We start from the raw sequence: 19,581 nt of genomic DNA, 5'->3' as shown, positions 1-19,581 counted from the left end.
CTTTTTGGGAAAGGCACTTCTCTTAGTGTTAGATGGTGCTTCATTTCACATAATGATGGATCTGAAGCAAGACCTTTCGTTTTTATATGAAATCATGAAAGATGGTGTTTTCGGAAATTTACAAAGCGTATTTCCATCAATCACCCCTGTTGCTTTAGCTTCCCTATTTTCTGGGAAGCAACCAGAACATAATGGGGTTACTGGACCTAAGATATTTATTAAAAATAGACCTCTAAGCAAACCTTTATCAGCATTTTCTAGTGCTTCCTTAATTGAAGATCCGGTTTGGGCTCACTTGGCAAGGAAAGGATATAAGAGCATAGTTCTTTCTGCACCACAATCTCTTCCTGATAAATGGAAAATAGAAAACATGATTCTCTTCGATCCTTATAGAGCAAAAATGAAAGGTTGTGATAGAGGATTCCTGATAAATGAAGGGGAGAACTGGATTATGGAAGGTAAATGGAAATTACTTTGCCACGATGATCTATGTACACTGCATTACCCCTCACCTGAAGGGGAGGAAGAAATAGAGTTGGAGAAGAGCAAATGGAGCAACCCATTTTTAATAAAAGCCACATGTAAAAGGAAAGAGCTTATCGGTGTTACGAGAGCAATCCAGAAGGACAACAAGGTCTACATTTTACCTCCAGCTTTCGACAACGAGGAGTGGTATAACGTTAAAGAGTTAGGAAAGGACGTATGGGAAAACGTTTCAATAAAAGAAGGAATGATTTTAGATGGAGATTACCACGGTCTATCAAGCGGAATCATAGACTTAGAGGAATACATGCAAACAGTGTTCTTTGCTTTTCAATTCTTTCTAAGTTATTCTAAGTTCGTTCTAAACAAATACGACTGGGACTTCGCAATTACATACTTACCTTTGATAGATAACCTTCAACATTTGCTGTATGGAATAGACGATGCTACAGCTACGGAGCATATAAGGCGCGCATACCAGCTAGGAGACGAGTTTGTCAGGGAACATTCGTCCATGGGAGACAACATAATAATTTGCTCTGACCATGGGATAGCAAAAGTTAGAAAGAAAGTCTATTTAAATAAATTTTTGGAGAGAATAAATTTACTTTCGTTAGAGGGGGATAGAATAAACTGGAAAAGAACGAAGGCATATTACGGCGGTGGAGGTATAATAAGGATCAACCTAGTTAATAGAGAAAAATATGGAATCGTTAGTAAAAAGGAGTTTCCAAAACTAATAAGATATATAATGAGGAACTTAGAGTCATTGGAAGATCCTGAATCACGAGTCAGAATATTCACATCAATTTATGCCAATGAAGTTCCAGCAGAGGACAGAAAAGCAGATATAGCGATTATGGGAGTAACTAAGGGATATTCTATTTCCTCTCAGATAGGGAATACCGATATCATAGAGAGCGTAGTCCCATACAGAACATCCTCCGCAGATCATGGATATTATAGAGCCGAAGACATGGACGGGGTTATTTTAATGCATGGAAAGGATTTTAAAAAAGGATTAAAAGTGAATTGTAGGATAATAGATATAATGCCCACTATTCTAAAGATTTATAATATGGACGCTAAAAGCGATGGAAGGGCACTGACAGAGGTCTTAGCTAATTACGGCATATAAGTAGATTTCCTACCTAGTTTCGTCCTTATCGCTTCTGCTAGCTCCTTAGCATGCCCTTTCCTCCCTCCATCTACAATGATCATGGAGGCTGGTGAGTTATCAACGTAATACAAAAGGTCATCGAAGTCTGCATGGTCGCTGAAAGAAATAACGTAGCTGTTTGGATCTATTCTTCTTACTGCCGATCCAAATTCCCATCCAGAAAGGACGAAATTAGTTCCTCTACTATATCTCTTCTTGAACTCGTTATAGTGTCTGAACTCAATATACCAATCATCTTTCATCACTTGTTTCCCCTCTTCACTAGACGAGTCAAACACATCCTCTATTTTGTAACCGTACTTCCTAGCTATCTCCGTTATTTTCATCATCTTCCCTTGAGTAATGAAAGGAGCTATTACTCCCGACTGTCTCAACAATAACATTGCCTCTTGAGCCTTTCCATGATAGCTATAAATTGTCACGTGACCACGGGTCAGAGCATCGTTTACATAGCCGTAAAATAGATCCTCAACCTCGTGCTTGAAGCGTCTTCTATACTTTTCGCTACCGTAAGTTGACTCTATAACTAGAACATCCGACTTAAGTATCGGAGTGCCTTTTAGTGGATTCTTGAAATCTCCTGTATAGCCTATTGTTGTCCCATTTTCTAACTTTACTAATACTTGACATGAACCGAAAACATGCTCTGCCTTCTCTAGGGTTAAAACTTCGTTATCAAAATATGTAGGAATACCGTAATTTATTGCAAATGTCTTCCTTGGTGGAATATTGAAATCCAAATTGAGAACCTCTAATGTAGCCGGGGTGGCGACCAGTCCTAGACTCTTAGAAATACTTTTCGACAGTTCTCCTATATGGTCAGCGTGAAAATGGGAAATTATCCTAAATGGTTTTTCGTCGAAACCATCAGCAACGAAATTTTCGCCTAAAATAATGGCACCGTTTTTCAATATCTTAGGAAGCACTAGGAAACATTGTTGAAATCCGTGAAAAATGTTTCTTTCATGGTACTTGAGTCAATCGTTTCGTTTGAGATTTATACATTTCCATAATTTCCTGGGGCGTTGTAGCGTCTTCAGGAGATTTGTCTTCTCTCCATCTTATAAATCTTGGAAATCTGATCGATAGACCTGCATCACTTTGAAACTTATTAAAGCAACATGTGTGTAGAGGTGAGAGTGTTATTTCTGCACCTATTACTTCAATAACATACACTGGCTCCACCCAGACATCGGCCTCTAGTTTGGAATTAACTCTAGGGTGTTTCGAGTTGCGTTTAATCTCACCTAATTTCCCCTGGATCATATCCAATTCTTCGTCTGTGAACCCTGAGGCGACTTTACAGACACTATCGAAAGACTCCGTTTCAGGATTATAGCTAGCTAACAGTAATGAGCTCAGTTTACCTCCTCTCTTTCCCTTACCGTAGAAGCCTCCCACTATCACCAAGTCTACTGTATCAGCCATTTCGCTTTGATAATCTTTCTTAAATTTTATCCAGAGCCATCCTCTGGCTCCAGCCTGATATATACTGGAGTCTGCAATAGATTTCAACATCAACCCTTCTGCCCCATCTGAAATTGCCTGAAGGAAAAACTTCCTTATTTCGTCTACATTATCTGTAATAATATACTTAGCTATCTTAACATCCGTATTATTTTTTATAGAAGATTCCAACAATTTTCTTCTCTCTAGTAAAGGCTTGTTAGTGTAGTCTTCTCCCGATGCAAACATCAAATCGAACAGAAATAGATTAACGGGATATTCTTTCATTGCAGCATCAATATCGTTTTTCCTTCTTCTATGCATTAGTTCTTGAAATGGACGGATTTCTCCAGAGATTTTATCTACTGCTACTATTTCGCCTTCAACTATGGTATTGTCTAATGTTAAATACGATCTTACCATGTTAACCACGTCTGGATACTGTGAAGTGATATCTTCCATCCTTCTAGAAAATATCTTCACTTCGTCTTTCTCTTTATGTATCTGAGCTCTCTCTCCATCATATTTATAGTCTGCTAGTGCCTTCCCTCCTAACTTGTTTAGTATCTCTGCTGGGTCCTGAAGCCTCTCGCCTAACATGGGCCTTATTGGTATTCCTATTTTAGGCTTGATGTTGGATAGCTCTGCGTCTCCTTTCTCAGCAACTATTTTCGCTATCTCGCCTAGATCAGCTCTTAGATTGTATGCCCTCTCTATAAGTTCGGCTTTACCATTAAAGGCTTCCGACAAAGCGTCTATAATAGTAGAGTCACCGATACCAACTCTCAGCCTACCTTCCACAAACCTTATGATGAACTTAGCCTCAAGTGGAGTTGCCTTTCGTAAAAGACCTGCTAATAGACCTATTTTCATGTCTCTACTTTTCTCTCCAGTTTGCATGGCTATCTTAAGTAAAGTGTCATATACCTCGATTACAGTCAATGCTTTAGCCGATTTTTCGACTCCTAAAAACGAAAGAATATCATTTTTATCTTCTTTATTCTTTAAGTCGAAAATTACTTGACCCAAGTCCCCAGTTTTCTTTCCTAATTCCTCTACCTCGTTTTCAGGAACTCTCGTAGATAAGCTACATGCCTTTATGAGAAATTTTTCTCCTATTCCTAACTCTGGAATGTCAGCGAAATCAGGACCTAATTTACCTTGAACTAGATAGACCACCTTGTCTATTATCGTTGGGTCTGAAGATTTGAACAACTCGGCCAGCTGTGTTGTTAATTGAATCCTAGACGAAATCTTTTCTAACTTGTCGAAATACTCTGCTATGAGTTTAAAGTTCATGATATACTATTTGTCTTAGAACCACTTATAACATGATGAGGAAAAAGTATCAGATCGATGAAGACTCAGAGTTACTCTGAGAGACCTATATCTTTTAAGTTAAGCGAAACAACTTCCATCTAAATGATACTTGGTGATCGCGACTTAAAGTATTACCTAGAGAAAAAGTGGATAGAAATAGACCCTCTTGAAAAAGATACAGTCCGTGAAAATGGAGTTGATCTTCGAGTAGGGGAAGAAGTTGCAAGGTTCAAAAATACAGACAAGATATTTACGCCATCTTCTTCAATAGAGGACTTCTTTTATAAGGAGAGCGGAGAATCCTTCATCATAAAGCCTAACGAACACGTCCTTCTAGTCACTAAGGAATACGTAAAACTTCCACACGACGTCATGGCTTTCGTTAACCTTAGGTCATCGTTTGCACGCCTTGGGTTATTCGTACCTCCTACAATAGTAGACGCCGGGTTTCAGGGACAGCTCACGATAGAAGTAATTGGTTCCCAGTTTCCCATAGAAATGAGGGCAGGAACTCGCTTTCTTCATCTGATATTCGCAAAGACACTTACACCAGTTGAAAGGCCTTATGACGGAAAATATCAGACCCAGAAAGGAGTTACATTACCTAAGTTTTCGCAGTAACCATTATCCATGAACTCTTTTCGTTATCGTAATATATGAGGCCAACGCTTACTAAAGTCTTGAAGAGTTTTCTTTCGTTATCACTAAGCTTGGATGAAGCCTCATCCACGTCTTTAGCACGGATTTCAGCTATTTTTTTAGTGAATAATTGAAGAAAATTCTTCTCTATCGCTATTCTTCCCTTAGTTGTGGAGATTATGACAGCTAAGTCAGCTGATCGTATTTTACTGAAAACAGCATCAGGATCTCTTACTTTCATCTCGCTCTCATAGAGAACCTTTCTCTCTTGTAAGAAGTCTATCACCGTCTTCTTTTTAACTTGCTGCTGAGAGAACCCTGCTTGATTTCCGTCCTGTTCGTCCTTTTCCGCTGGTTTTTCAACAACCTTCTCTTTATCTTGACTTTTCAGGAGATCTTCCATCTGATCTACTCTTTCTATTATGTCTGCTACTTTTCTCTTTACCTCATCGATCTGTTGAGTGAAAGGATTGATCATATCCTGAATATGTCTCTCTATCTTTTGGGAATTAGGTAAATCAGCTGATGAAGGAGAGAACAACACGTGTTTAACATAATCTGATAACAGAACATAGCCTTCCTTCCTAGCTTCATCTTCAAGACGTTTATACTCGTCATCACTAAGCTTCAAAATAAGCGTCTTCATATTCAATGTTTTAAGCCCCTACATAAAAAAGTATAACTTAAATATTGAAAAAGGAGCCTGTTATGCGTTTATGCCTTTTGTTTTTCCTCTAAAGAGTTAACGAAATTCTCTTCAGTAGGCACACCTATGAACTCTACACTTTCGTTGACTGCAACTGTAGGCACTGACATAACTTGATATTTCTCAGCTATGTCTTGATTCTCATAAGACTCTACAACGTCAGAAACTACATTACACTTGCCTTGCTTACAAGCTTCATATGCTACCATATGAGCTATTAAAGCTGCGTAAGGGCAGTAGGGACATGAAGGTGTAACTAACGTTTCTACCTTGACTTTCCCATTTATCTTGCTCTTTATTGCCTCTACAGTCTCTGGAGAGAGACCACTTTCTCCTTGGGATATCCTAACTAAAGTCTCAACCAGAGCTCGTATTTCTTCTCCGAGAGGTGCTCCAGTCCATCTTATTTTACCCTTCTCTAAAGCTACAGTAGGAACCCTTTCCACCTCATATTCAGTAAACGCTTCCTTGTCTTTCTGCCTATCGAAAACGTGCACTTTCAATTTGGATGATCCGTTCTCGTCTTTGGGACAGGAATCAGCAACAAAGTTCATGAATTTAACTGTCAAGTCGCAATATTGACAATTCTCGTCTGCTGAGTCAATAAAAACATATACATCTACATTGTTCTTCATATCCTTTAGAGCGTCTTGTAGCGCGTTCTTTACGTCATCGTTAAATAGTTCTGCATATTCTTGTTCCATTTTAACACCATGTACATTATTCTACCGCACATAGGCTTAAAAATTATTCTTGTTCATCTTTTTATCACTTTAACTAGCTCTTTATAATATTATTGAGATTAACTTCATATACTGCCCCGTTAGGATTGACTTCCTTGAATATTCTTCCAGAGAATTTCTTTACTTTCACTTGCGTATCTAACCAACAATCTGGCTCTAAAGATGCCTTAATACAAGTTTCCGCAAGGAAGGTCTCTTGGTCCCAGTTATATTCGACTGGAACTTGAGGTAGCAGAAGTCCACTGTAGAGTATACCTTTTTCCACTATTAGACCATCAACGCCTATCTCAATTTGACTTGGAAGACTTTCTCTATCCCCTATGATTTCCTTAGGACTAGTTAGGACAGTAACCTCGACTATAATATCGTCTATTTCGTCTCTGCTCAAAGGAGGAAATCTAGGGTCAGAGAAAGCTGCTGCCTCAGCAGCCCGCTCGACAACATCTTTTAGGGAAGAGACCGCTTGTACGTAACCGATACAGCCCCTAAGCGATCTAAAAGTATCATTCTTCTCAAGAGTTACAAACGCCATACCCTTCTTTTCCAAGACGGGATCTAGAGTTAACTCGCTTGCCGTCAAACCTAATTTTCTCTTTATAGAATTACGTGCTAACTTAACTAACTGAGTTCCTATGTCTAACGTTAAGTCTTCTAGCGAAATCAGGTTCTTCTCCATTGGTGTTGACTTTTGCCTTAGCCTTAATAATTATTTCTTGCATAGTAATCCAATGAGTTCCCTTCCAATACTCCTTTGAACACTTGGGGCATTTCCATCTGTCTTTTCCCATTTGTTCTAATATGGAGTCGCATTCTGGGCACCTAGTAGCTGCCATATCAAGAGTTAAATCAATTTTCCAATTATTAGCTAATTGAACTAACATTTCTTCTATGCCTATTCCAGGTTGAATGAGCTCACAAGGTAAACCCTTCTTTTTAGCTCTGTTACAAAGTCCCCTATCTCTTGTAATTATTATTCTTTTAGTTTCCTCTGCAATTTTTAGAATCTTCCAATCCTTAATATCGTTCTTATAATAGGTATCATAACCTAGAATCCTCAGCCATCTAGCTAGCCTCCCCAACATCGCGTCGACTATGAAACTTTGCCTCTGCATAATATCTCTCACAGTTAACTATGTATGAAATTATAAATTATTAAAACCGTGAGAAACCATGAAAGCAAAAGCGTAACTACTCCTCTACCTAAAGTATCCCATTTCCCTTGTACATTGAAAACTACCTTAGATACTACCACTGAAATTGAATATGAAACAATAATTGAAATTAAAAATACAGTATAATTAGGTAAAACCAATGTAACCACTCCAGATAATAGGCCTAGAATCCCTCTCAGTAGCAAGATTTTATCCGAGCTATTCACAATCAATAATCGATAGTAGGTGTTTTAAGTGCAAAGGAAAAGTTCTATGACTTATTTTGACTTATTAGCGTGGGACATAGAAAATAAGTCTAGACTTGAAGGATGTAGAATAGATAACATATACACTACGAAGGAATCCGATAATACTTTCCTGTTTCATCTGCACTGCAAAGATGGAGACAAGGATTTGATAATTCAGCCCGGCAAGAGGATACATTTTACAAAATTTACTGTTGATAGAGAAACTAATGGACAAGTTTCGTTCTTAAGGACCTTGCTTAGAGAAGCCTTCATAAAATCCACTAAATTATTAGGTCACGAAAGAATATATTTGATAGAAACAAGTAACGGCAAACAAGTAATAGTTGAGCTATTACCTAGAGGAGTTCTTGTGGTAACTGATGAGAACAACAAGATCATTTTCTCAACTGAAGTTAAACAATTTAAGGATAGAAAAATTAAACAAGGAGAGATTTATTCACCTCCTCCGCAATTCGTTCCGAAGAAACAATCGCTACCTTCGGCTTTAGGTGTCCCGTCAGAAATAATAGAGGCTCTAGGAGTAACTGACATAGAAGAAGGTAAGAAAGTAGTAGAGCAGTTGGAAGATAACATTAAAAAAGGGCACATATATCCTTGTGTAAAAGAGGACACGGTAATTCCAATCAAAGTAGAGGATTGTGCCCAAGCAGATTCTTTCAATGACGCATTGGACACTTATTTCACAAAAATTGAAAAAGAAGAGGTAGTTAGTAAATCAACTCAAAAATTAAACGAGGAGAAAGGTAGGCTAATTTCCACTCTAAATGAAATAAATGAGAAAATAAACGAATACAACAAACAAGCAGAGAAGCTTCGAGAGACAGGAAGAAAAATCTTAGAGAATTATGTAAAAATAGAGGACATTATAAATAACAATAAGGAAAAAAACTCAGTTGTAACAAACATAGACGGTATAGAAATCACGTTAAATCCCAGACTGAATCCCAACAAGAACGCTTCAATTTATTTTGATAAAGCAAAAGAGTTTGAAGCAAAGGCTAAGAAGGCAGAAGAGATCACAGTTGAGCTCAAGGAGAGGCTCAACAATTTAGAAGCTTCTATAAAGCAAAAAGAAGAATCAAGCAAAATAAAGATTAGAGAGAAAGAGTGGTATGAGAAATATAGATGGACCATAACCAGAAACGGTTTTTTAGTCATTGCGGGGAGGGATGTAGACCAAAACGAGAGCCTGGTTAAGAAGATGCTTGAAGATAACGACATTTTCCTTCATGCTGACGTTCACGGAGCTCCAGCAACTATCATCAAATCAAATGGAGCGGAAGTGAGTGAGGACGATATTTACGATGCTTCAATAATATCGGCGTGTTACTCTAAGGCTTGGAAAGAGGGGTTAGGCTCAATAGACGTGTTCTGGGTTAAAGGGGAACAAGTCAGTAAGTCCCCTCCTGTAGGTGAATATCTCCCTAAAGGCTCTTTCATGATTTACGGTAAAAAGAATTTCATAAAAAACGTGAAACTAGAGCTTTGGTTAGGGCTGGAAGAGAAGAGCACAAACGAAATGAGACTTTTGGTAGGTTCAGATAAGGCCGTTAAGGCACGTTCTAAGTTCGTAGTTAAAATCGTGCCTGGTGAAGATGACCAGGAAAAAGCTTCATCTAAGATAATTAAGATACTAACGAAAGAGGGTATTACTGGGTCAGGCGGTCTTAAGAACGAGATTATAAAAATTTTACCAGGGAAAAGTAAGATAATCAGAGAAAATGCATAAAACCTTCAAGGTGAAATTTATACCATAAACATGCCTATAGTTCCGTTATCTAATAGAGCCTCGCTTGTAGGTCCCCATGAGTTTTATCTGCTGAAGATATTGCTCAATAATTCAGACTCATACGAACTAATCCCTAAGGATATCATAGAAGAAGAGATTGACCTAAATCCATCACAACTTGATTTCTATCTTTCTAAACTACTGAAATTAAAACTCATTTATCATGAAAAAAACTTAGGAAAAGACTCCTTCAAAATAACATTTAGTGGAATAGATGTTTTATCAATTAAAAAATTGTATGAAATGAAAATATTGAAAAGTTTGTCTACCGTAATTGGAGAAGGAAAGGAGAGTGTAGTTTACATGGGTTACGATTTCGATGAGAACCCGATAGTAGTCAAGTTCCACCGAATAGGTAAAACCAGTTATAAAACATTGAGGAGAAAGAAGAGAACTTTACAGGGAAGAAAAAGTTGGGTTAGGTTGTCAATCGAAAACGCTGAATCTGAGTACAACGCTCTTGCATGCCTATGGGAAAACAGGGCATATGTACCCAGACCTTTAGGTCTAGGCGTAAATGCGGTTGCTATGGAATACATAAACGGAAAGCCCCTGTTTAAGACAGATCTACTTGAACCTTCTAGAGTATTAGACGATATCTTATCCACTATCAGGATATCTTACGTTTACTGCAAATTGTCTCACAACGACCTTAGTCCTTATAACGTCGTTATGGACACAGAGAGGAATATTCCTTACGTAATAGATTGGCCTCAAGCTTCTAGGGCTTCGGAAGACAGCTTAGAGAAAGACATAAGACATATATTAGACTTCTTTAGAAATAAATACGATATTAATAGGGAAATTAACGATACCTTGTCGTATATTAGGGATTAGAGATGATAATAATTGGAATAGATATAGAGCCTAGAGAAAGTCCATCTAAAGGAGAACCTCATTACGCTACAGTGATAATAAATGATAAAGGAGAAATTTTAGAAAAGAGCGAGTTTGCGCCCAGGAGTAGAATAATAAGGTTAGCATGGGAGTTGAGAGCAGACGAGATAGCAATAGACAATATTTACGAACTAGGAGAGACAGATAGAGAAGTTATAAATTTCATAAAGTTACTTCCTGACTATACTAGAATAGTACAAACAACCTTCAATAAAGGGGAGTTCAAGAGCGTTAAGGACTTAGCTTTTGAAAATGGAATTATAGAAAACAACTCTAAGCTATCTCCGCTTCGTACAGCGTATGTTAACTGTCTCCTCGCAATGAAAGGGTACGGAAAGGTAATAAACCCAGTGGAAAGGAGAACTAAGATAATAGTAGCACGCGGAAGGAACTTGGGACCAGGAGGAATGAGCCAGAACAGATACAAAAGACACATTAGAGGCCTTCTACTCAGAGTTGCACGCGAAGTAAAAGAGAAGCTCGATAGGAACGGATTCGATTACGATGTAGTAATAAGGAGAACTAGGGCTGGAATCGAGGGAGCTGTGTTCACTGTCTACTCACCCAGGGAGAGGCTCTACGGTATAATAAAGAAAATGAAGGGACACGACGTAGTAGTTGATATAAGACCAGTCTATAAAAATAAAATAGAATTTAATGAGAAAGAAAATGAACCGAAAAGGAGGACAATAGTTGGCTTGGATCCAGGGTTAGAGGTGGGAATAGCTATTCTTGACGTACACGGGAAACTTCTTCTGCTTGACACTAAGAGAAGTATAGATAGGGAAGAAATCATTAGTATAATCTCAAACTATGGTACCCCTATCATGGTTGCCACTGACGTGAACCCAGTACCAGACACCGTGAAGAAAATAGCCTCGGCCTTAGGATGCAAGTTGTTTGTTCCCGAAAGGGAGATGTCTGCAGAGGAGAAACAGGAGGCAGTTTCAGCATACTCAAGGAAAACCGGAGTTAAAGTGTTAGATGCCCACACCAGAGACTCACTTTCAGCTGCACTAAGAGCATATCATGAGATAGAAAACAAGCTGAGACAAGCAGAGAGCCTCCTATCTAGGCTGGAAATAGACATTGACACGGAAAAGGTCTTTGACTGCATGATAAGAGGGGATTCAATATCTTCCTGTATAGAAAGGGAGATAGACAGACAGCTTAATGACGAGAATGAAACTAAGATAGTACCGCAAATCAAGCATGTAGACTCTCAACGAAACGAAGAGGAAATAAATATCCTTAAGCTGGAGAACATGAGATATCGTAGAACTATATCCTCTTTGATAGCTGAGAAGGAGTTGTTAGAGAGACAAATTGAAGAGATAAAGATCAATGCTAGAAAAGAGATAGACAGAGATAGAAGAATTTACGAGCTGCAACTACAACTGGCTGAAAAAGAGAAAATAATAAACTATATTGAAAACAAGCTTAATGAAAGTAAACTAAAGATAGATCAGCTTAACGACTTAATCGTTAAGCTAGCGAAAGGCGATACCCTAGTGATACCTTATGACAAATGTCCCTATGCCACGATAAGAGACGGGAAACTATTCTTCCTAGATCAGGAGATAGATCCATCACTGATTCCATTTTTTAACGGAGAAATAGCTATAATCACAAAGGAAACTGCTGAAGCATTAAAGGTGCTCTCCAAGGAAATGGAAATAGAAAATTCAAAAAGAATTAACCTAAAAGATCTTATAGAATCGTATAGAAATTCAAGATCAAAACATGGTAACTTTTCCTTCTAGTATGAGCTCTGTTATCTTCCTGAAAGAGCTTAACTGTTCGTCAACTATTCCAGAAATTTCATTTTTCAAGTTGCCATTCATCTTTCCATCTACAGTTACGACGTCGAGGTTCGCTATTAGAGGATCGTCTATGGGTCTTCCTATCTGCCCTAGAACTTGAACTTGAACTTCCCTAACTTCCGAAAGTTCCTCTGTTACTTTATTTGCTATCAAGTTAGCTACTACGTTATAGATTTTACCTACGTGATTAACCGGATTCTTTCCAGCTGTAGCTTCTAAAGACATCGGCCTCATTGGAGTAATTAGACCAGTACCTCTATTTCCTCTACCAGTTACTCCATCATCGCCGTGTTCTGCAGAAGTACCAGTTACTGTCATGTATATTATGTTACGATCTACTTTGTCACCAGTGTTAATATTAACCTTGATGTTATAATCTGGAGCTATTTTACTTGCTATAGAATTTACGGTTTCCTTTATCTGTTCTTTTATATTGATGTAGTGATCCATGTCCTCTATTAGCTCGCTTATTGTAGCTGCAGCTACGGTTATCTCTATGTCTTTGTTCTTACGTAGTCCCATGACTTTTATGTCCTCGCCTACCTCAGGTAATTTAGCTTTGTATTCTCTAGAATTAAGCTGACGCTCTATTGTGAACACTGTTTTCTCCAGCTTCGACATAGGAGAGAAGCCTACTCCGAAACTCGTATCGTTGGAAAGAGGGGTAGTCTTATTCGAATCGAATATACCTACTAGATCAGTTGAACCTTTACCTATCTTGTAATCCACTACGACGTGTTTTTCTGGGTCCAGATATCTAAAGTTCTCCTTTATCCACTGTTTGACACTATCTATAATTATCGTACCTGCAGGAATTTCATCAACTCCATCACTAGTTTTAACCTCAGTAGTTGCACGTCCTGCAACTATAACGTAAATCGGCTGTATTACATCTCCTCCTTTAAACTTTGGAGAAGCTTGTCCTCCAACTACCAGAGTCTTGTCTAGGTTATGATGTAGAATTACGCCATATTTCTTTAGGTAATAAAGAGATAACTTTCTACTAGCCTCTTCTGAAGCTGAATCGGCAATGTAATCAGGATGACCCGTCCCTTTTCTCTCTACTAATTCTACTTCTAAAGAGTTTATGTCTACAGTCCTATTTAACTGAACGTTAATATTTTTCATTTGAAGCACCTTAATGTTTTAGCTTAAATTACTTACTTCGATTTTTCCGCTATGCTTTCATAATCAACACTTATAAACAATATATTACTTCCTCTTATCAAAACTCTCCCGTAGCTTGCCACTGGATCTTCACTCTCCTCTTTCATTTCGCTGCAATCTCTAAGCACTATGTTCATTGTACCATCGGTCTGCTCTAGCTTCCCCATGTATTCAGAACCGTCCTTCAGTTTTACTAATACTAACTTATTTATTGCCATTCTTAAATTCTTCAATGGATTTTCGACTTTTGCCTGCACAGTTCTTCATCCCTTGTATGGTATTAAAAATTACGGGTTCCAATTTAAAGCTTCTTTCCTTAGAGAGATGAGGCCTTTCATGACGTGATAAGAGTTGTATTATAGGCCATGACATAATTCTTCTAAACTGAAACAGTTCAAAGTATGGAATTGATTGTAAAGGATCCAGAGGATATACTGAAGATAGCTACCTCACTTTCAGTTATAAGCAGAATAAATATCATAAAGCTTATCAACAACAAACCTATGAGCATAAGTGAATTGACCGCTGAGTTAGGAATGAGTAAGGGTAATATAAGTAATCATATCTCGAGCTTGGAGGAAGCTGGGTTAATAATAAGCGAATACGAAAATGGAATAAAAGGAATAAGAAAAATAGTAAAATCTAAATATGAAAGAATAATTATTGATCTCTCATAGATGCCTTTAGGAAACTCACATAAATAGGCGAAGGGTTCATAGGTCTACTTTTAAATTCTGGATGCGCTTGTGTAGCTATGAAGAATCTCTTTCCTGGAAGCTCTATGAACTCAACTAAGCCATTTTCACTCACACCAGATATCACGAGACCGGCCTTTTGAATGGAATCAACGTATTTCGGATTAACCTCGAATCTATGCCTATGCCTTTCAGTTATTATGTTAGTACCATAAATTTTGTTGGCTAATGAGCCTTCCTTTAATATTATTTTTTGTGATCCGAGTCTCATAGTTCCTCCTACTTGGGTAGCTCTGTTTTGGTCGTCTAAAAGCGTTATAACTGGATCTGGAGTTGAAGGATTAATCTCAGTGCTGTTAGCGTCCTTTAACCCTAGAACATTCCTTGCGAACTCTACAACAGCTAACTGAAAGCCAAAACATATCCCGAGAAAAGGTATGTCGTTCTCTCTGACGTAATTAATGGCCTTTATTTTTCCTTCTGTTCCCCTTGCACCAAAGCCTGGTAGAACTATGACCCCGTCAGCGGTTTTCATTATCTCTCTCAGTTTGTCATCGTTGTTTTCGATGTCAGTGGACTCCACCCACATGAGTTTAGGTTTGACGTGCAGGAAAGCCCCTGCGTGAAGCAATGCTTCCCTTATGCTCATATAAGTGTCTTTTAGTTTAGTGTACTTCCCTATCAAGACTATGTTTACTTCCTTCTCTCCGTCCTTTAATGACGATACAAAACTTTCCCAATCGTCTAATTTGACCGCACCGTCTGGAAGTCCCAAAAGGTTCAGGATCTTAGATGATAGACCTTGACCTTCGAGTATTAACGGAACCTCATATGGAGTTGAAACATCGTAGCTTGAAAATATTAGACTTTGTTTCACATTTGTGAAGAGAGCTATTTTATTCTTGCTTTCAGGGTCTAGTGATACCTCAGATCTAACAATAATGATATCAGGCTGTATGCCTATTCTTCTCAATTCTTGGACGCTGTGTTGTAGCGGCTTTGTCTTCAGCTCTCCTGTAACCTTCATGTAAGGAGCCAGAGCCACATGAACAAAGATCAAGTTTCCCTCCTCTTCTAGTCTCATTTGCCTCACGGCCTCTAGAAATGGCAGACTTTCTATATCTCCTACAGTACCTCCTATTTCCACTATGACAACGTCTGCATTGTTAACCTCCCCAGCTTTCTTTATCATTGATATTATTTCTCTAGTTACATGAGGTATGATCTGTACTGTCTGGCCTAAATACTCTCCACGTCTCTCCTTGTTTATGACCTCAAAGTAAACCTTTCCCGCGGTTATGTTATTGTATTTAGTTACATTTATACCGATGAACCTCTCATAATGCCCTAAATCAAGGTCAGTCTCTGACCCATCCTCTGTCACAAAAACTTCACCGTGCATGTAAGGGTTCATCGTTCCAGCGTCCACATTTATATAGGGGTCAACCTTGACTACAGTGATCTTAATGTCCCTTCTCTTCAGAAGCATCCCTATTGAAGCAGCTACTGTACCTTTCCCTACACTTGATAGAACTCCGCCCGTTATTACAATATACTTTGCCACTCAATAACCACAGTAATGAAGGAATTAATCCACAAAATAAAAAGTCATTTATTGATAGCTTCATTTATTAACATGTAGAATTCACTAGGCGTATGAAGAGCGAGTTATTCGATTCCCTAAAGAAAGGAAAGAACCTTCAAGTAGCGTTGGACTTTATCAGAATTGAGGACGCAATCAAAGTTGCTGAGGCTTCGGTGAAGGCAAGAGCTAGCATAATAGAAGTAGGAACTCCCCTGGTAAAGTCATGCGGAATTGAAGGCATGAGAAAAATCAAAGAAACGGTAGGAGATAGAATTATGCTTGCTGATACTAAGACAGCAGACGCAGGAGATGTGGAAGCAATTGTAGCAAAGGAAGGTGGAGCTAACATCATGACAGTTCTAGGCATAATGGACGATTCTACAATCAGATCTGCAGTACAGAAGGCATCTGAGCTTGGGATATTAGTACAAGCGGACCTGATTAACGTGGAAAACGTAGTCTCAAGAGCGAAACAACTTAAATCCCTTGGCGTTGATATCATAGGACTTCACGTAGGTCTAGATGTACAGAAAACACGAGGTATAACTGTAGCAAACATGACCAAGGAGATCAAGGAAATCTCAGAAATGAATGTGATTGTTTCTGTCGCCGGCGGACTGAACAAGGAAAGGATACAGTCTCTCATAGATTTACCTATAAATATCTTTGTCGTAGGAGGAGCTATCACAAGGAAAAGCGATCCGTACTCTGCTACCGCTGAGATAGTTAACATAATAAATGAGAAAAGACAATAGGTAATAGGTGTATTAAGTGTCTTCTCAGCCTACTCAGAAATCCAAGGATCTGAAGATATCGAGTAAACAAGTAATAAACCCCACAATTGTCAACGAAGATAAGAGGAAGCTTAATCTTCTTTACATTATTAATAGAATGGAAAGAGTATCGGAGAAAGCGTTGACTACGCTCATAGCCGAAATGAAAGAGAAAGGTCTAGACCTAGGATATGAGTTCAATAACATAGGTAACAACACGTTCAGCCATTCATTGAAAGAAGACATAACTTCTTTACTATACCTAGGTTTCGTCGAAAACGATCTGAAGACAAAGAAATTATCTCTTTCTAATGATGGCAAAGAGTTCCTAGAAAAGTCTCAAATTGACGAAGAGCTGAAGTCCAAGTTAGACTCTATGATAAATGACTTGAAAGTGAAAGTGAACGCTATTGACGAGGAATATAATCTAAAGATGAGAAATGAAAGAAGGCTAAGGAATGGAAGAAGATAAGAAACTGAAATAAATTTTTAAAAATAATATATAACATAAAAAGTTATACTAATTAGATAGTGGAAAGTGGACTTCTTCTTTCTTGTGGCTGTTGATTTTCTTCTGCAACCACACGAGCCCAAATTAACGGATCAAGCTTTCCGTCTTTTCCAAGCTTAGTTATTAGCTCCCTAAATTGACTAGTATGCCTTATATCGAGCTCCAATAGTTGTTCCAAAAGCTTCCAGCTATTGTTCTTCACGTCTTGTAACATCTCTTCTGGCATATGCCTTATAACCATAGGATCTTGAAGCCATTGGTCGAAGGCCTTCAAAGTCCTTATCATGTGCTGAAACGCTGTCCTGGAAGCCAAAACTAAATCTAGCCTGTCCATGTCGCTCGTGGGCTGTTTGTTCTCCATGTCCTTCAGGGTTGCTAGAAGGTTCTTTTGCATCTTTATCCATTCGTCCAAGTTATTAAGGAATGTATTTTCCAAACTAGACACCAGATAGACTATCTGCTTCACACTTAATAAATACTAGTTTCATTCCTTGAACTCGCAATCACTGTGAAAGGTTAAATGGAAGACCCTTAGTTTTCACATCTTCACTAAGATATTTTTCATGTTCCCTGAGAAACTTAATGTCATCGTTCTTCTTTCTCAGTCCGTCCGGCAACATCCTAGGTATTTCATCGACTATGGGATACCATCTCCCACATTTCTCGCAGACTATTATGCCCTCCACTATCTCCTTTCTGATGCACTCTTCGCATGGAGCGTTCTCTAGGCTTTTGACTGCCACGTCTTTGAAGGAACAATAAAGCTCACAGAGAGGCTTGTTACCTTCTATCATCCTCTCTACCTCCTTCTCAGAAAATACCTTTAATTTAAGCGGGAAGTTCTTGCAAATAGGACATGCGAGGACGTCCATTAATTTATATTTCACTTCAGCTTCCACCTACGAAGGACACAAGTTCCTCCGCTATTTTTGAAGCTTTTGATTGATCCTTAGCCTCAACCAAAACCCTTATTATCGGTTCTGTACCGCTCTTTCTTACAAGGAACCAATAGTCGCTAGCTGTAACTTTCACTCCGTCAATTGTTAATATTTTACCAGAGTTAGTGTATTTATCTTCAATTTCTTTATATATCTTCTCAACGTCGATGTTGTCTGTTAGCCTTACCTTAGTCTTCACTAGATAGTATTTGGGTAATCTGTCGAAAAGTGAAGCTGAGGACTCGTTTTCGCTCGCCATGAGTTCAAGCATTAAAGCCATTGACATAGCCCCATCCCTTACGTACTGGTGGGGAGGGTACATGAAGCCCCCGTTTTCTTCGAACCCTGCTACACCCTTCTCTTTCATCAAAGTGTGGGCTATATCAACACTTCCTACCTTAGTCCACCTTACCTCGAGACCGAACTTCGAGAGAAATTCTTCCACCAAACTGGAGCTGGAGACCGCCGTGAATACCCTAGGAGGTAGGTTTGGATTCTTCACATGTGCCCAATAAGAGAGAAGGGATGCACTCCTGTCTCCCCATTGTATTGTACCTTGTGAGTCTATGAAGATTGCCCTATCTGCGTCGCCGTCATGAGTCACGCCAAGATCTGCCTTCAGTACTTTAGCTACCTCTGCAGTATCGTGTATGGACTCGAAGGTAGGCTCTGGGTATCTGGCTGGAAATAGAGGATCCAAATTACCGTTCAGCGTGAACACCCTGCATCCGAGTTCCCTAGCGACAATCGGGGTTGCCAATCCACCTACGCTGTTAGCTGAGTCTATAAGAACACGGTAGTTCTTCTTTCTGATCTTTTCGACGTCAACGTGAGAGAGGACCCCCTTAACATAAGTGTCAAGAACCCTAGTTTCTTTTCTCACGTCGTACTTAAGCGACGTCCAATCCGAGGAGTTGAACCTATCCTCGAAGTATATATCCTCTATTTTCTTCTCTTCTTCCCTCTCTATTTCTATACCTTGGTTAGAAAGTACCTTTATTCCGTTGTATTCTGGAGGATTATGACTCGCAGTTACTATCACTCCACCATCGTATCCCAATGTCTTCACTCCGTACTGTAAAGCAGGAGTAGCTCCATATCCAGCTTCATACACATTGACTCCAGTACTAAGCAACGCGCCTTCAACGACCCTCATGAACATGTCTCCCCCTGCTCGTGCATCCCTACCTATCATAACGTTAGAGTTTTTACCGAAATAAGTTCCAATTGCCTTGCCTAACTTAAGCGCTAAATCCACTGTTAACTCTTTGTTTATAATACCTCTTACTCCGTCAGTACCGAATAATTTACCCATATATTAGTACTTATACTGAAACTTTTAAGGGTATTGTAGCTTTTCATCCAGTATGGACGATTCAGGTTTCCATTGCAAATTGTAATTATGGTAAAAATAGATTAAATAAAGGAAATTGTTAAGCTCGAATCCTTGCCCAGTCCATGTAAGA

General features: G+C 38.8%; 20 protein-coding genes and 1 pseudogene. 9 read left to right on the top strand and 12 right to left on the bottom strand.

Translation table 11 applies throughout. The features are described 5' to 3' along the window. The first annotated feature begins 4 nt into the window (after positions 1–4). A complete protein-coding gene (locus IC007_RS08580) occupies positions 5–1,621 on the top strand; it encodes an alkaline phosphatase family protein (protein ID WP_256202463.1) in 1,617 nt (538 codons plus the stop codon). On the opposite strand, the gene IC007_RS08575 is transcribed toward IC007_RS08580, so the two are convergent. Next, entirely contained in the window at positions 1,609–2,589 is a 981-nt protein-coding gene (locus tag IC007_RS08575) for an MBL fold metallo-hydrolase (RefSeq protein WP_054844852.1), read from the bottom strand. The genes IC007_RS08580 and IC007_RS08575 overlap by 13 nt on opposite strands. A gap of 37 nt (positions 2,590–2,626) precedes the next feature. Next, positions 2,627–4,408: an ATP-dependent DNA ligase gene (locus IC007_RS08570; RefSeq protein WP_054844853.1), complete on the bottom strand. Its 1,782-nt coding sequence runs from the start codon at positions 4,406–4,408 to the stop codon at positions 2,627–2,629. A gap of 123 nt (positions 4,409–4,531) precedes the next feature. Here IC007_RS08570 and dcd point away from each other — a divergent pair, with 123 nt between their 5' ends. Continuing rightward, positions 4,532–5,050 carry a dCTP deaminase gene (gene dcd, locus IC007_RS08565; RefSeq protein ID WP_054844854.1) on the top strand — a complete coding sequence of 173 codons (519 nt, stop codon included), beginning with the start codon at positions 4,532–4,534 and terminating at the stop codon, positions 5,048–5,050. On the opposite strand, the gene IC007_RS08560 is transcribed toward dcd, so the two are convergent. The 4 genes from IC007_RS08560 to IC007_RS08545 form a co-directional block, all read right to left on the bottom strand. Further along, positions 5,034–5,714, bottom strand: coding sequence for a hypothetical protein (locus IC007_RS08560; protein WP_054844855.1), 681 nt, complete (start codon positions 5,712–5,714; stop codon positions 5,034–5,036). The genes dcd and IC007_RS08560 overlap by 17 nt on opposite strands. 68 nt (positions 5,715–5,782) lie before the next feature. Beyond that, a complete protein-coding gene (pdo, locus tag IC007_RS08555) occupies positions 5,783–6,478 on the bottom strand; it encodes a protein disulfide oxidoreductase (protein WP_054844856.1) in 696 nt (231 codons plus the stop codon). A gap of 73 nt (positions 6,479–6,551) precedes the next feature. Then, the gene (locus tag IC007_RS08550) at positions 6,552–7,193 is read right to left on the bottom strand and encodes a TIGR00296 family protein (RefSeq protein WP_054844857.1); all 642 of its coding nucleotides are present in this window, start codon (positions 7,191–7,193) and stop codon (positions 6,552–6,554) included. Next, positions 7,132–7,629 (bottom strand): Mut7-C RNAse domain-containing protein, encoded by a 498-nt coding sequence (locus IC007_RS08545; RefSeq protein ID WP_054845180.1) that lies wholly within the window; start codon positions 7,627–7,629, stop codon positions 7,132–7,134. Before IC007_RS08545 ends, IC007_RS08550 begins: the two co-directional genes overlap by 62 nt. A gap of 312 nt (positions 7,630–7,941) precedes the next feature. On the opposite strand from IC007_RS08545, the gene IC007_RS08540 reads away from it, so the two are divergent. The 4 genes and pseudogenes from IC007_RS08540 (at position 7,942) to IC007_RS08530 (ending at position 12,386) form a co-directional block, all read left to right on the top strand. Further along, complete coding sequence (locus IC007_RS08540) at positions 7,942–9,666, top strand: Rqc2 family fibronectin-binding protein (protein WP_054844858.1); 1,725 nt, start codon at positions 7,942–7,944, stop codon at positions 9,664–9,666. A 30-nt stretch (positions 9,667–9,696) separates the two neighbouring features. Continuing rightward, positions 9,697–9,954, top strand: a pseudogene (locus IC007_RS14205) (hypothetical protein); the annotation flags it as partial. 15 nt (positions 9,955–9,969) lie between these two features. Beyond that, positions 9,970–10,563, top strand: a complete 594-nt coding sequence (locus IC007_RS08535) for an RIO1 family regulatory kinase/ATPase domain-containing protein (protein WP_232048882.1) — start codon at positions 9,970–9,972, stop codon at positions 10,561–10,563. 2 nt (positions 10,564–10,565) lie between these two features. Continuing rightward, the gene (locus tag IC007_RS08530) at positions 10,566–12,386 is read left to right on the top strand and encodes a DUF460 domain-containing protein (RefSeq protein WP_149528615.1); all 1,821 of its coding nucleotides are present in this window, start codon (positions 10,566–10,568) and stop codon (positions 12,384–12,386) included. On the opposite strand, the gene IC007_RS08525 is transcribed toward IC007_RS08530, so the two are convergent. Together IC007_RS08525 and IC007_RS08520 are read right to left on the bottom strand one after the other, a co-directional pair. Next, a complete protein-coding gene (locus IC007_RS08525) occupies positions 12,360–13,574 on the bottom strand; it encodes a methionine adenosyltransferase (RefSeq protein WP_054844860.1) in 1,215 nt (404 codons plus the stop codon). The genes IC007_RS08530 and IC007_RS08525 overlap by 27 nt on opposite strands. Positions 13,575–13,606: 32 nt before the next feature. Beyond that, positions 13,607–13,870, bottom strand: coding sequence for a U6 snRNA-associated Sm-like protein LSm6 (locus IC007_RS08520; protein ID WP_054844861.1), 264 nt, complete (start codon positions 13,868–13,870; stop codon positions 13,607–13,609). Between the two features lie 144 nt (positions 13,871–14,014). Between IC007_RS08520 and IC007_RS08515 the strand changes: the two genes are divergently transcribed. Beyond that, positions 14,015–14,290 carry an ArsR/SmtB family transcription factor gene (locus IC007_RS08515; protein WP_054844862.1) on the top strand — a complete coding sequence of 92 codons (276 nt, stop codon included), beginning with the start codon at positions 14,015–14,017 and terminating at the stop codon, positions 14,288–14,290. Here the strand turns inward: IC007_RS08515 and pyrG are convergent. Then, positions 14,274–15,872 (bottom strand): CTP synthase, encoded by a 1,599-nt coding sequence (gene pyrG, locus IC007_RS08510; RefSeq protein WP_054844863.1) that lies wholly within the window; start codon positions 15,870–15,872, stop codon positions 14,274–14,276. The two genes, IC007_RS08515 and pyrG, sit on opposite strands and share 17 nt — an antisense overlap. Positions 15,873–15,964: 92 nt before the next feature. On the opposite strand from pyrG, the gene IC007_RS08505 reads away from it, so the two are divergent. Further along, positions 15,965–16,648: an orotidine 5'-phosphate decarboxylase / HUMPS family protein gene (locus tag IC007_RS08505; RefSeq protein ID WP_054844864.1), complete on the top strand. Its 684-nt coding sequence runs from the start codon at positions 15,965–15,967 to the stop codon at positions 16,646–16,648. A 16-nt stretch (positions 16,649–16,664) separates the two neighbouring features. Continuing rightward, positions 16,665–17,138, top strand: a complete 474-nt coding sequence (locus IC007_RS08500; RefSeq protein WP_054844865.1) for a hypothetical protein — start codon at positions 16,665–16,667, stop codon at positions 17,136–17,138. 52 nt (positions 17,139–17,190) lie between these two features. On the opposite strand, the gene IC007_RS08495 is transcribed toward IC007_RS08500, so the two are convergent. The 3 genes from IC007_RS08495 to glmM form a co-directional block, all read right to left on the bottom strand. Continuing rightward, complete coding sequence (locus IC007_RS08495; protein ID WP_054845181.1) at positions 17,191–17,613, bottom strand: DUF2153 domain-containing protein; 423 nt, start codon at positions 17,611–17,613, stop codon at positions 17,191–17,193. A gap of 67 nt (positions 17,614–17,680) precedes the next feature. Further along, the gene (locus IC007_RS08490; protein WP_054845182.1) at positions 17,681–18,064 is read right to left on the bottom strand and encodes a Trm112 family protein; all 384 of its coding nucleotides are present in this window, start codon (positions 18,062–18,064) and stop codon (positions 17,681–17,683) included. A 1-nt stretch (position 18,065) separates the two neighbouring features. Beyond that, the gene (gene glmM / locus IC007_RS08485) at positions 18,066–19,430 is read right to left on the bottom strand and encodes a phosphoglucosamine mutase (RefSeq protein ID WP_149528614.1); all 1,365 of its coding nucleotides are present in this window, start codon (positions 19,428–19,430) and stop codon (positions 18,066–18,068) included. Between the last annotated feature and the right edge of the window lie 151 nt (positions 19,431–19,581).

It is taken from the genome of Sulfuracidifex tepidarius, from assembly GCF_008326425.1.
GTDB classification, from domain to species: domain Archaea; phylum Thermoproteota; class Thermoprotei_A; order Sulfolobales; family Sulfolobaceae; genus Sulfuracidifex; species Sulfuracidifex tepidarius.
This window is presented reverse-complemented; position numbering and strand designations above follow the sequence as displayed.

Bases quoted from the DNA above. Each gene is read 5' to 3' on its own strand.
- IC007_RS08505 (WP_054844864.1), top strand. From the start codon at position 15,965: ATGAAGAGCGAGTTATTCGATTCCCTAAAGAAAGGAAAGAACCTTCAA.
- IC007_RS08540 (WP_054844858.1), top strand. From the start codon at position 7,942: ATGACTTATTTTGACTTATTAGCGTGGGACATAGAAAATAAGTCTAGA.
- pdo (WP_054844856.1), bottom strand. From the start codon at position 6,478: ATGGAACAAGAATATGCAGAACTATTTAACGATGACGTAAAGAACGCG.
- dcd (WP_054844854.1), top strand. From the start codon at position 4,532: ATGATACTTGGTGATCGCGACTTAAAGTATTACCTAGAGAAAAAGTGG.
- glmM (WP_149528614.1), bottom strand. From the start codon at position 19,430: ATGGGTAAATTATTCGGTACTGACGGAGTAAGAGGTATTATAAACAAA.
- IC007_RS08570 (WP_054844853.1), bottom strand. From the start codon at position 4,408: ATGAACTTTAAACTCATAGCAGAGTATTTCGACAAGTTAGAAAAGATT.
- IC007_RS08550 (WP_054844857.1), bottom strand. From the start codon at position 7,193: ATGGAGAAGAACCTGATTTCGCTAGAAGACTTAACGTTAGACATAGGA.
- IC007_RS08560 (WP_054844855.1), bottom strand. From the start codon at position 5,714: ATGAAGACGCTTATTTTGAAGCTTAGTGATGACGAGTATAAACGTCTT.
- IC007_RS08530 (WP_149528615.1), top strand. From the start codon at position 10,566: ATGATAATAATTGGAATAGATATAGAGCCTAGAGAAAGTCCATCTAAA.
- IC007_RS08535 (WP_232048882.1), top strand. From the start codon at position 9,970: ATGAAAATATTGAAAAGTTTGTCTACCGTAATTGGAGAAGGAAAGGAG.
- IC007_RS08525 (WP_054844860.1), bottom strand. From the start codon at position 13,574: ATGAAAAATATTAACGTTCAGTTAAATAGGACTGTAGACATAAACTCT.
- IC007_RS08515 (WP_054844862.1), top strand. From the start codon at position 14,015: ATGGAATTGATTGTAAAGGATCCAGAGGATATACTGAAGATAGCTACC.
- IC007_RS08545 (WP_054845180.1), bottom strand. From the start codon at position 7,629: ATGCAGAGGCAAAGTTTCATAGTCGACGCGATGTTGGGGAGGCTAGCT.